Annotated in this window: 10 protein-coding genes; 3 read left to right on the top strand and 7 right to left on the bottom strand. The window is 43.6% G+C overall.

What is annotated here, in order from left to right; translation table 11 throughout:
* Nucleotides 1-442: 442 nt before the first annotated feature.
* The 3 genes from EIZ39_RS25905 to EIZ39_RS25895 are packed head-to-tail and all read left to right on the top strand — an operon-like array spanning nucleotide 443 to nucleotide 3,754.
* The gene (locus EIZ39_RS25905; RefSeq protein ID WP_129204437.1) at nucleotides 443-1,312 is read left to right on the top strand and encodes a hypothetical protein; all 870 of its coding nucleotides are present in this window, start codon (nucleotides 443-445) and stop codon (nucleotides 1,310-1,312) included.
* 17 nt (nucleotides 1,313-1,329) lie between these two features.
* Complete coding sequence (locus tag EIZ39_RS25900; protein WP_129204435.1) at nucleotides 1,330-1,833, top strand: RNA polymerase sigma factor; 504 nt, start codon at nucleotides 1,330-1,332, stop codon at nucleotides 1,831-1,833.
* Complete coding sequence (locus EIZ39_RS25895) at nucleotides 1,826-3,754, top strand: TolB family protein (protein ID WP_129204433.1); 1,929 nt, start codon at nucleotides 1,826-1,828, stop codon at nucleotides 3,752-3,754. Before EIZ39_RS25900 ends, EIZ39_RS25895 begins: the two co-directional genes overlap by 8 nt.
* A gap of 135 nt (nucleotides 3,755-3,889) precedes the next feature.
* Here EIZ39_RS25895 and EIZ39_RS25890 read toward each other — a convergent pair whose 3' ends face one another.
* From EIZ39_RS25890 to EIZ39_RS25860, 7 genes are all read right to left on the bottom strand, one after another.
* The gene (locus EIZ39_RS25890) at nucleotides 3,890-4,939 is read right to left on the bottom strand and encodes a TAXI family TRAP transporter solute-binding subunit (RefSeq protein WP_164985355.1); all 1,050 of its coding nucleotides are present in this window, start codon (nucleotides 4,937-4,939) and stop codon (nucleotides 3,890-3,892) included.
* A 39-nt stretch (nucleotides 4,940-4,978) separates the two neighbouring features.
* Nucleotides 4,979-6,925 (bottom strand): TRAP transporter permease, encoded by a 1,947-nt coding sequence (locus EIZ39_RS25885; protein WP_164985354.1) that lies wholly within the window; start codon nucleotides 6,923-6,925, stop codon nucleotides 4,979-4,981.
* Between the two features lie 17 nt (nucleotides 6,926-6,942).
* Complete coding sequence (locus tag EIZ39_RS25880; RefSeq protein ID WP_129204427.1) at nucleotides 6,943-7,449, bottom strand: LeuD/DmdB family oxidoreductase small subunit; 507 nt, start codon at nucleotides 7,447-7,449, stop codon at nucleotides 6,943-6,945.
* On the bottom strand, nucleotides 7,433-8,710 hold the full coding sequence (locus EIZ39_RS25875; protein WP_129204425.1) for a 3-isopropylmalate dehydratase large subunit: 1,278 nt from the start codon (nucleotides 8,708-8,710) through the stop codon (nucleotides 7,433-7,435). Before EIZ39_RS25875 ends, EIZ39_RS25880 begins: the two co-directional genes overlap by 17 nt.
* A 5-nt stretch (nucleotides 8,711-8,715) precedes the next feature.
* Entirely contained in the window at nucleotides 8,716-9,819 is a 1,104-nt protein-coding gene (locus tag EIZ39_RS25870) for a pyridoxal-phosphate-dependent aminotransferase family protein (RefSeq protein WP_129204423.1), read from the bottom strand.
* A gap of 1 nt (nucleotide 9,820) precedes the next feature.
* The gene (locus tag EIZ39_RS25865) at nucleotides 9,821-10,492 is read right to left on the bottom strand and encodes an RraA family protein (RefSeq protein WP_129204421.1); all 672 of its coding nucleotides are present in this window, start codon (nucleotides 10,490-10,492) and stop codon (nucleotides 9,821-9,823) included.
* A 171-nt stretch (nucleotides 10,493-10,663) separates the two neighbouring features.
* Complete coding sequence (locus EIZ39_RS25860) at nucleotides 10,664-11,503, bottom strand: MurR/RpiR family transcriptional regulator (protein ID WP_255434061.1); 840 nt, start codon at nucleotides 11,501-11,503, stop codon at nucleotides 10,664-10,666.
* Between the last annotated feature and the right edge of the window lie 483 nt (nucleotides 11,504-11,986).

Below are 11,986 nucleotides of genomic sequence, written 5' to 3'. Positions count from 1 at the left end.
GACCACCAGGAGGTAGAAAGCTGGACAAATCACTAGAATCGGGGCTAAGCACTTAGCCACGCTTCAGACAAAACAACAAAGAGTAATTGAAATGCTTTCTTCCCGTTCAGTGCAAAATGAAGCTGAAGAGAGAGAATCAAAGATCAATTACCCAAAATCTAGGTGGTAACTGTCCCCATCAATGGGGCTGATTGCCACTTTTTATTTCAATAACGGGAATCGATTGTGCAATAAGACGGGCTGCCTAAGGCAGTCAGCCGAGATAGTAGCTTCTGAAGTATATAATCCTGTTAAATCATAAGTACCCAAAATTAAAAGGTGAAAGCGATAGTGGTGTTGAAATGAAATGAGTCACCTTGAACAAAGAATTGGAATTCATTTGTTACCTTTCTAACTCTCTCTCGTTATACTTAAATAGTTCACTATAGGGAGGAAATATCAAATGAAAAAACTCTTCAAATTCAATAAGTTTATGTTTTGCAGTGCGTTGTTGTTCGCCAGTCTGCAAGGGGTTGCCATGGCATCTTCTTTTGAAGGGGTTCAACCTGATCAAGTAAGAATGGAATTATTAGAAAAGGCAGTGACACCCACTGCTCCTCGGGAAGTAATTCAGACCTGGTCGCATGCCCTGCAGCAAAGAAACGGGGCTGTCCAATATGCTCTCCTGTCGAAAGAGCTAAGAGATCCATATCTTCTCGAGATGGAGCAATTAAATTGGGTGACTGGAGTATCAAGTCCTTGGATTCAAGACTTCTCTATTAAAGAGCAAAAGAAAATCAGTGATCAAAAATCTGAGTTTTTGATATCATTTGAAGTAACAGATTCCACGCAAGTACGAAACACGGAACGTGCCAGGATTACGTTGGAATTAAGAGAAAATAAATGGGTGATCACTCGCATTGAATTGGATAAGGATACCTCGATTAGTGCTCGCACCCCCTACCTGACGAGTCCTTATGTTTATGAGGAGATGGATTTCCGGCTTCCCTTGCCATCGGATTGGAAGGGAAAGCTCCGTATGGAAAAAAGTCAGGATGGAGCTAGAACTGACTTTCTATACACCCCACAGGATCCCGCAAAGGTGACGGGACTTATGAGTATTGAACGGATGTCCGTTCAAGATTGGGTGGATTGGGGACAAGAAACAGGCATGCATACGTACCTTGGGGAGAAGAATGGAAAGGTATATACCTTAGTTAAAGCATCCGAAAATCCGTTTGCGAGTAATCCAAGCCAACTGGAGTATGCAGAATTTCAAGAAATGCTGATAAAGGTAAAAGATCTCGTAACCCGACACTTTTCCTTTAGATAGGTGTAGAGGTGGGCTTATTGAAGGATGATTTTATGGATCTATATGATCAATCGTACGAGGATGTATACCGTTATGTGTTATTTAAGGTAGGAAATAAGTGGGACGCTGATGATCTTGTCAGCGAAATTTTCCGAAAAGCCTTTGAGCGGTTTAATCGGCTTCAGCATGCCAATGCCAAGGCTTGGCTGATGACCATAGCTCGCAACACCGTCATTGATCATTACCGAAAAAAGAAGGATCTGGCAGTTGGGGAAGACCTTGATGGCTTTAGCTATCCCGTCCTTTTTGAAGAGGCACTAGAGAAGCAGGATGATCTTCAGTGTTTGAAGAAATCCCTAAAATCCTTAGACAAAGAAGAACTAGAAATCGTGAATTTGCATTATTTCTCTGAGATGAAATACAAGGAAATCGGCTCCATTATCGGAAAGTCCGAATCTGCCGTCAAAATGAAAGCTTCTCGGATGATCAAGAAAATAGGGTTATTTGTAAAGCATTGCTTGGAGGGAGCCTCTTATGAATGATCAACAGCTGGATGATGGTTTTCGACGCCTAAAGCAAGAGCTTGAGGTCAATCTGGAATTAAAGCAGACCTTACGAACTTCTTTCGTTCATCGAAGGAAGAAACGCTGGATGGCGAAGCTCTCCTTTTTCGGAGCAACAGCTGCACTCATCGCCATCACATTGGTAAGTTCCCTTACCTTAAGCCCGTTTTCAGAGCTCGCCGATGCTTCTTCCCTCAAGATCTCAAACCAGATATCCTTTGTTGATATCGGCAGCGGTGCAACAGGGGTAGCCGAGCATGCTGGCACGGTTTATGTTCCTGTTGCTGGAAAAGGAGTATTTGCCTATAACGACAAAGGGTTTCAGAAGGTTTTGGATGGCGAAGCGCAGCACATGAAACTAAGTGAGGACGGGAAACAGCTTCTTTTTACCAGCGAGGGCAGCCTGACCTTGTATCATATCGAAACGGGGAAAAAGACGGTGTTATTAGAAGGGAAGCTTCCAGCTGTTCGATACGATAATCCCTCTTGGATCAATGAAAATAAGATATTTTTTGTAAAGAAAACGGGTGACCGGTCTGAAATTTACCAAATGGACATGGGGGATCTCCATTTAAATAAAGTCACTAACGGGGATTATCCTTTCCTGGCCAGTAAGGGCAGGATGATCTTGGAGAGAGATGGGAACATTCTCTTAAGAGATCTCGCGGACGGTTCGGAAATGATTGTGGATCATGGGCATTCCCCCGCTGTTTCTCCAGATAAGAGATATGTGAGCTACGTCAAATCAGAGTCCAAGAAATCTAAGGAAACCACCAACACCGGTTCTTTCATTGATAATATCTGGGTAGCCGACCTTGACTTTCTAAACAAAAAACAGGTGACCTTTAATATACCGCAAAATGAGTATTCGGCAGAGATTCCTTTTAAGCCCACACCAACGCAAGACGGTTTAGCCTACCTTGGATTGTTTAGCTATACGGATGTGTCTTGGAGCTCGGATAACAATGGCCTGTTCGTGATCAAGGAAAAGAACGGGCTTGAGGGTCCGATGGATGGCCGAATCATGAGGATAGAGTTAACGAACGATAAAATGTCGGCTGAAGCAACGGTAAAGAGATTTATTCAAGCCCTTGTACTGCGAGATGATGATTTTGCCAAAAGCTTGATGAAAACTCCTCCACCGTACCTGACGTTTTCCAATCCTCGCTGTGTTGGCTTTAACGTGGTATCAACCGGCATGGAAGGGGATTACGAGTATGTGGACGCGGAAGTCTACTGGAGCGATACCGCAACCCCTTACTACCAAATTCAAAAATCAAGGTATTACCTATCTCCTAATGAAAATGGATTTATCATTCATAAAATTAAGGATGTAAGTCGTATGGAGATCGACGCTCTAGATGGCCATTCGGTTAAACTCCTTCGGGATAATAAGCAAAGCACCCTATTTGAAATCAAAGATATTCCGCAGCCATGGCTTTTTAAAGGGAATGATCGGATTGGTAATATCGCTTACCATGAACCATCGAATACAACGATCTTTACCCTGCAGAAAACAGACCCTGATCAGGATCCTTTCGCGGTGAGATTGCTGAGCTTTAACGGCAATGACCAGACCTTTACCCTGCTAGATGAATGGAAGGCAACGGAAGGCGAGACCTTGTTCGTCTCTCTTTCGACTATGGATCCATCAGGCAAGCGGCTTGCACTAGACCTGCATGAAGACGACACGATGCAAGGGGGACGGTCTCATTCATTACTATACGATTTGGATACAAAGATGAAAGTAGAACCAGCGGACAGGTTGCTTCATGCCAACATCATAAAAAGCTATTCCCATTGGTGGGACGGGGATCGGTTCATTTTTGAAGTAGAGAGTGAAGGAAAGCGTCTGTTTTACAAGTACAATCTTGAGGCAAATCGAGTCGAAGCATTCTAGAGAAGAAAGGAGTTAATTTAAATCATTTGGAGAGGCGGATGAAGGTTAGGTAGGGCTTTTATCTACGGGATATTTAATCGAGAACATAGCAAACACCTCACTAGTTATCCTAGTGAGGTGTTGACTGTAAAACTGTTATTTCAGCGCCCCAACTTCCTTATAGTACTTTTCCGCCCCTGGATGTAACGGAGCTACAACATCATGTGGCGCGGTCTCTAAGCTCATCGATTTAAAGTAATCATGTCTTTCTTTTAATAGGTCAAGGTTGACAAAAATTGCTTTTGTTATTTGGTAGGCTAGTTCTTCGTCCATGTCTTTACGAACATTAATTGTTGTCCAGTTGGCTACGGCTTGGATTTCTTGATCTTGGCCTTTGTACGTGGCAGCTGGGATATTCATCTTCGAGAACTCTGGATACTTAGCGGTGACCTTCGCAATCTCTTCGTCAGTTAAAGCGATAAAATCAAAATCCTCTCCATCTCCGAGTACGTCGACGAGCCATGAACTACCTAGACCTGCTGCATCAATAATTCCATCCACCTTCCCCGTTTTTAAAGCAGATGCGGCTTGCACACGATTTCCGCTATAAACTGGTTTGATTTCATCCCAGCCTATCCCCAACGCTTCTAATAGTTTCTTTGCGTTTGCTTCGTTTCCGTCACCGATGGCTAACATTTCCAGACTTTTTCCTTTTAGATCTTCAAAGCTCTTAACGTTCGCTTTTTTTCTGATGATGATATGACTTGGTGTTGGATGGTAGTTTGCAATCGTGGCAATAGAATCTAGAGGGGCACCCTCAAACGATCCTGTTCCATTGATAGCAGAAGCAACAGCAACACTTTGTGACAAGCCTACCTCTAGTTCCTTTTTATCCAGCGCAGTCAGATTGAAAGAGGATCCACCGGTGGCTTGACCAGTGGCTTTTACGTTATCTATTGTCTCTTCAAATGCTAATGCTAACGCGGTACCCATAGGGAAAAAGTTGCCCCCTAAGCTTGCTGTTCCAATTCTGATAAAAACCTTTTCATCCGATTTCGGAGCTTGTTGCTGCGCGGTTTCTGCAGATGGTTTTGATTCCTCACCTTTAGTTTCGGGTGCCGTAGTTGGAGTGGTGGAACTAGAACCACATGCAGTTAAACCTAATACCAACAAGACAGCAAGCAAAAAAGTAAGACTTCTCTTCATTCCTCTTTCCTCCTTAAAAATGATTATTCTTAACATTGATTAAGATGATTTTGTCATCGGTAAATCGTCTGAATAATTCTTGCCTAATTTGGTAATCGGAATTAATGCAGCTGCTGCCAAGGCAAATCCTATGAGACTTGTAATCATTTCTGGGAAAACCAACAAGATTCCACTTGAGACGAGCAAGAGTCTGCCTATCCAGTTGATCTTCCATTTAAAGTGACCTTCGATCCCTGCAGCGATGAAGATAATACCAGAAGCACTAAAGATAAATGGAACAATCGCCTCAGAAAAACTATATTCCTGCCCCAATAAGAGACTTGGATGATAGATAAACAAGAAGGGAACCACGAATCCTGCTAACGCGACACGAAGAGAGGCTAAACCCACTTTCGTAGGTTCCGCTCCTGCTAGACCTGCTGCCGTATAAGCTCCCGTCGCTACCGGTGGAGTTAAAGCAGATAAGACCCCATAGTACAGAACGAACAAGTGAGCCGTGAGCATCGGCACGCCTAACATCGTTAAGATGGGAGCCGCACTAATACTTGTGAGAACATAGCACGCTGTTGTGGGAAGACCCATTCCCATAATCATGGCTACAACCATCGTTAGCAAAAGCGTGGGCAACAACATACCACCCGTAAGCTGCAGAACGGAATCCGCAACGGTGATCGTTACACCCGAAAGAGAAGCTACTCCTACAACGATCCCCACCACAGCGCAAGCTATCGCCACACCCATCGTGGTGCGTGCGGCCTGTTCTAAAATTTCCACTGTTTTATGCCATGTCATTCGCGTCTCTTTCTTAAAGAAGCTTAAAATCACGGTAAAGACGATCCCACCCCAAAAGGCGGAGTATACCGGATCATATTCCTTTAATAACAGGTAGACAATTCCTACAACTGGAAGGACTAAGTAAGCTTTTGGAACAACTTCTTTAAATTTAGGTACCATGGAATCTTCCATTCCTTTTAACCCTTGAGATAACGCTCGGAAGTGAATGGTAGCGAATACCCCGACATAGTAGAGAATCGCCGGTAAAATCGCCGCAACAGCTATTTCGATATAAGGAATACCTAACGTATCCGCGATAATAAAGGCTGTTGCCCCCATCACAGGAGGCATTAATTGCCCACCAGCTGAAGCTGCACATTCAATGGCGCCTGCAAAATAAGGTTTGTACCCTACTTTTTTCATCAATGGGATGGTAAAGGTACCGGTCGTTGCGACATTCCCTGACGTATCCCCACTCACCGTCCCCATCAAGGAACTCGAGATCGTGGCAATCTTAGCAGGACCTCCACGACTCTTACCTGCAATCGTATTGGCAAGATCATTGAAAAACTCCGATACTCCAACAGCTTGCAAGAAAGCGCCAAAAATAATAAACGTCACAATGGTGGTGGACGAAACCCCAAGGATAAATCCGTATATTCCTTCTCCGGTCATATACAGATGCTGAATGATTCTTTCCGCTGAGAATCCAGTATGAAGAAACGGCTCAGGCATACTTCTGCCAAAGTAGGCGAAAAGTAAGGCAAGTACAGCCAGAACAACTAATCCAGAGGAAACACTTCGACGTGCCCCTTCCAAGAGAACAACCAACGTCAACCCACCCATCAAGATATCCACTTCCGTATGTCGACCACCCAGTAATACCAGTTGATCGAAACGAAAGAACATGTAGGCATTTGATACCATCGTAAGGCCCACCCATCCCCAGTCAAACCAACTTGGCCGGTCAATCGGCGAACTCCTGAACGCAGGGACTAACATAAAACCTAAAACAAGAGCGAAAGCTAAGTGGGTCGTTCTTACTTCCATGGGCGAAAGCATGATAAAACCTGTTGCTAACAGCAGATGAAAGACTCCAAACAGCACGGCTACAACCGTAACTGCTTTTGCCAAGTTTCCCTTCAACGGCCTTCTGCTTATTTTCTTCTTTCGTTCTTCTGCTCCTCCGCTCTTTGCGTGATGTTGTGACAAGATACCCCCCCCTTTCGTTAGGTAATGAATGTCCCATTATTCTTGATGAAGTAAGGAACAATCCCACCTGCATTGAATATATTTTGCATGACAGTAGGCAATGGCTTACTGGTTAAATGAACATTTCGACTCCTTACGTAGACATGAGTTAGATCTTCTCCTAGCTGTACTTCGACCACGTCATCAGCTTGAATTTGAGTCGTGTCTGCTTCAATCAGAAGGAGTCCATTATTTATTCCATTTCGGAAGAAACTACGGGCAAAAGATGGTGCGATGATGACCCGAACTCCTAGGGCTTGGATGACTGTCGCCGCCACTTCCATAGCGGAACCACAACCAAAATTTTTCCCGGAGACTAGGATATCTCCGTCTTTTATGCGCTGATGCAATGTGGAGTCGATATCCTCCATGAAGAATTGCTTCAAGTAATGAGCATCAAGAGAGTCCCTCTTTCTCCGCGAGGAGATGATATAGTCCGTATTGATATCGTCACCAACGATATGAACCTTACCCTCGAACTTCATGGGATCCACCTACCTCTCTGGGATGTGCGATCTTTCCTTTAATCGCAGCAGTGATTGCTACGGCCGGTGAAGCAAGATAGATATTTGCCAGCGGGTTCCCCATCCGACCTATAAAATTCCGATTAGCTGTCGATACAATATTTTCTCCATTTGCGGGAACACCGTTACCTGTACCGCAGCAAGGTCCGCATCCCGGTGTACCGATGGTCGCTCCTTTTTGCATGAACAGCTGGATCAGCCCTTCCTCCATCGCTTGGAGGAACACCTCACGCGATGCAGGGATAATAAGAAGTTGTACTCCAGGGGCGAGTTCCTGATCTCGCAGAATTTCTGCGACTTCTCGGAAATCTTCCATCCGTCCATTCGTACATGTCCCGATAAACACCATATCTACCTTTGTCTCCTGAATCTCTTCGATTGGTACGCTATAATCTACCGCATGGGGGAGAGCTACTTGAGGGCTTAGTTTCGATACATCCAAGGTAACAACTCGGCTATAGCTGGCATCCAGATCAGAATCTACAGACTCTCCATGTTCAATTCCTCGCTTGCTCAACCATTGATAAGTGGTTTGATCCGCCCTCATTAAACCGCCCTTTGCTCCCATCTCCGCAACAATGTTCGAGAGAACAAATCGGGATTCCATGGTCATTTCCTCAATCACATTCCCATGAAATTCAATGGTCTGATAACTTGCTCCGTCTGCTCCAATCTCTCTGGTTAATGCAATGGCAATATCTTTAGCCGTAAGATCACTTGGCATCTTACCGATGATCTCAACTTTGATCGTTTCGGGTACTTTTAACCAAATCTTTCCTGAGATCATAATAATTGCAAGGTCAGATGAACCAATCCCACAAGCAAATGCGTTCAGCGCCCCGAAGGTGCAGGAATGAGAATCCGCACCGAGTACGATATCTCCAGGGTGTACAAACCCTTTTTCCATCATCACTTGATTGCCAATCCCTTCGCCGGTAGGATAATATTGACAACCATGTTGTTCTGAAAACCTTTTCATCTTTTGATGAAGCTCAGCCGTTTTTTGATTCGGTGCAGGAGAGTAATGATCTGCAAAGAATACCACCTTTTCGGGATTCAAAACCTTATGACCTTGCATTTCATGGAAGTAATCAATAGCCATGGGCGTTGACCCATCTGTTCCCATCACCGCATCTACTTCACAGATAACAATATCCCCGGCACGTGCATCGATACCTGCGTGTTTACTTAATATTTTTTCTATCATCGTTTTGCCAGACATTAATGTTAGCCCTCCCTAGTTAAACCATCCTTCACGGCAGCAATCGTACGCTCAATGTCACTTAAACGAATATCTCCCATATGACCAATTCGAATAAATCCATCTTTGTAGTTACCTAAACCTTTTGCTATAAAAATCCCATGATGTTGCTGTAAGAAGGATTGAATATCATTGGATGTATAGCCTTCTGGCACCTTAAACATCGACACTGTTGGGGAGTACTCTATTAAATTTGGGGGGTATGTCTGAAATCCCAACTGATTCATTTCTTGGCGGAGATAGGCACCGTTACTTTCCATTCGTTTAAAAACATTCTCTTTCCCCTCTAAGGTAAGGAGTTTGACCGCCTCATGAACAGCTGCTACCAAAGAAACTGGAGTGGTCCCTGGAGTATCCGGTTTGGGTTTCGTAACACTTTTCAAGATCTCTTTAAATTCCGTATAAAACTTAGGTAGCGTACTCGTTTGCTCTGCCTTCCAAGCCTTATCGTTTAGAACTACAAAAGCTAATCCTGGAAAACTCATCAGACCCTTTTGTGAGGCTGTTATCGCGACATCGACTCCCCACTTGTCAAACTCGAAGGGAACACTGCCAATCGAACTGATTCCATCAACAATAAGCAGAATATCCCTCTTCTTTGTTAGAGCCGCAATTTGCTCAATCGGATTCAGAATACCGGAAGATGTATCCGAGTGAACGACTGTTATCGCTTTTAGATCAGGGATGCTATCGATCAACTTCACCAGTTGCGATAATTCAACCTCTTCTTCCCAGCTAGCAAAAGCTCTTGTCACCTGACACCCGTATCGCTCCCCAATCTCGGCAAAAAATCCTCCAAATTTCCCGTTGCAAATGGATAAGATCGGATCCCCTTGAGAAAAAAGGTTGGTAATCGCCGCTTCCATCGCTCCTCTTCCTGTCGTATGGACAGGTAAGATCGGCTGAGAGGTTCCAAAGAATGGCTTTAATCCTTCTAGTAACTCCCCAAGCATGATGGCAAAAGGTTTACTTCGATGATGCATCGTCGCCTGGCCACTCGCCTTCTGTACAGATGGCGGTATTTTGGTTGGCCCTGGTGTCATCAGAAGAAGGTCTTGTGCACCAAGCAATTTATTTAACCCCTTTCGCTGCTAGGATTTCGTTGATCTCTGGTTTAAATAGAACTCCGGAATTAATTTCTTCAATACGTTTATGTTCATTTGCCATATGTACTCGAACTTTTTCCAGAACGGTTTTCGCCTCTGCTAGAGGAATAACAACTACCCCATCTGCATCTCCAACAATGATATCTCCCGGCTGAACCGATACACCTCCAGATGCGATGGAATAATTAATCTCGCCTGGACCATCCTTATCACAGCCGCTTGCACAAACTGAGCGTGAAAAAGTAGGGAAGCCCTGTTCCGACAATGCAAGTACATCTCGAACGGCACCATCTACGACAATGCCACCAAGTTTAGCCCCCATCGCAGTTCGACACATCAGTTCACCAAATACAGCGCTCGTTGTATTGCCATTTGTATTCACAACGAGGATATCCCCTGGCTTTGCCACCTCAAGAGCCTTGTGAAGCATGAGGTTATCTCCTGGTCGACATTGTACAGTGACTGCATGGCCAGCTAGCTTCATCTGTCGATCTACAGGTTGAATTCCTGGGTCCATCACATGAAATCTCCCCATTACATCAGCAAGGTTACAAGTTGGAAATTCCTTTAGAGACGAAACAAGAGCTTGATCCCTTGGAGTCTCACTTGAATTAATACGAAAGCCTAGTTTACTCATTTGTCCTTCCACCCCTTTGAAAAAAAATATTCACATTAAGCAATTTATGAAAATAAATTTTCTTATTATTAAGACTATACACCTAAATAGTATTAATTGGCAATATGTTTTGAAAATTTTGTTTCAAAAAAATAAAAGAACAATGCATAACTTGCATTGTTCTTTCGTTAATTAGGATTGTCCGTGACCAGTCAACGGATAGTATACGGTATCGCTCATTTGGTCAATGAGCGTTAATCTTTCCTTCACTTCCTCCTTAAGAGCTGCTGCAAGTTCAGTGCTAAGAGCGTTGATTAAGGACATAACAGGAACATAGGAATTATAGAAACTCATGCTTTCAAACGGACTGATTAAGTAAACATCCGAATACTGGATAAGGGGTGCTGATAGGCTATCGGAAATCGGAAGGATTTTTACGCCGCGATCATACGCCAACTTCGTAAAATCCAGCGTTTGCTGATTATATCTTGGGAAGCTAATACTGATGAGGACATCTCTTTTTGTCATACGCAGCAAGGTTTCCGCTTTCATATTCTCAAGGTTATTCACTAGATTGACATTGCCCAAGATTTGCTCAAGGATGACATAAAAATAGGAAGCAAGCGAGTAAGAACTTCGATAAGCAACGATGTAAACATTTTGTGCCCGAAGCAAAAGCTGCACAACGCTTTCTAACATAGGAGTAGGATTGAGCTTAATAGCTTCGTTGATATTCTCCATGTCTTTTTGGAAGGAGCGCGAAAATAAACTATTGTCCTCAATCCCCATACTGGATTGAAGTCGCTGAGTTGGATTTAAACGTTGTTGTAAATTCAACCGCAAGGCTTTTTGCAAATCAGGGTAACCTGAAAATCCAATTTCAGTAGCAAAACGAGTGATGGATGCAGCACTTACCCCCGCTTCTGCAGCCAAACGATCAATAGTAAGAAATGCCGCGGCATCTTCTTTCTTCAAGAAGAAATCTGCCACCTTCCGCTGAGTTTCAGTTAAGTGATTATATCGATCTCTTATTAATCTAGAAAATTCATCATTAGACGCATTTATATTAAACCCCTCCCCCTAAGAAAAATCTTTTTCATATAATCTAATCATTCACTTTTACAACTAGTCTGTCAAGGTTTTTGAAATTTTTTTTTCAAAGTACACCTTATGATTTTTATGCTCATGGAGCCAAATTGACGCAGATAGCTCCCCTCCCTTCTCATAGATTGCTATCGGCAAAGCCCTTTCGTGCTTCAACTTACGATTGAGGTCAGTCCCTTACCCAAGGGAGTATCCCCGAATTGCTCTTCTCCGAAATCCACTCCAAACGAATCCCCCTCATTCTCTTTAACAGTAAATGGGAAACAGCCGCTTTCTAGACAAATCTACTACCTTCTCTACTTACTACCTACTGGAAGCTTGTAGGATTCTGCCAAAGGTGATGGGTAAAAATCCATTCAAATTAGTGCAAGCCTAAATGCTTGTTCTAGTTTTTTTCATTTAAGGGTGTTT

This window comes from Ammoniphilus sp. CFH 90114 (genome assembly GCF_004123195.1).
Lineage (GTDB): Bacteria > Bacillota > Bacilli > Aneurinibacillales > RAOX-1 > YIM-78166.
The sequence above is the reverse complement of the archived record's forward strand: the minus strand, read 5'-3'. Positions and strand labels throughout refer to the sequence as shown.

What these genes read in the sequence shown, in the direction of transcription:
- EIZ39_RS25905 (WP_129204437.1), top strand. Translation starts at nt 443, where the DNA reads ATGAAAAAACTCTTCAAATTCAATAAGTTTATGTTTTGCAGTGCGTTG.
- EIZ39_RS25895 (WP_129204433.1), top strand. Translation starts at nt 1,826, where the DNA reads ATGAATGATCAACAGCTGGATGATGGTTTTCGACGCCTAAAGCAAGAG.
- EIZ39_RS25890 (WP_164985355.1), bottom strand. Translation starts at nt 4,939, where the DNA reads ATGAAGAGAAGTCTTACTTTTTTGCTTGCTGTCTTGTTGGTATTAGGT.
- EIZ39_RS25880 (WP_129204427.1), bottom strand. Translation starts at nt 7,449, where the DNA reads ATGAAGTTCGAGGGTAAGGTTCATATCGTTGGTGACGATATCAATACG.
- EIZ39_RS25875 (WP_129204425.1), bottom strand. Translation starts at nt 8,710, where the DNA reads ATGTCTGGCAAAACGATGATAGAAAAAATATTAAGTAAACACGCAGGT.
- EIZ39_RS25865 (WP_129204421.1), bottom strand. Translation starts at nt 10,492, where the DNA reads ATGAGTAAACTAGGCTTTCGTATTAATTCAAGTGAGACTCCAAGGGAT.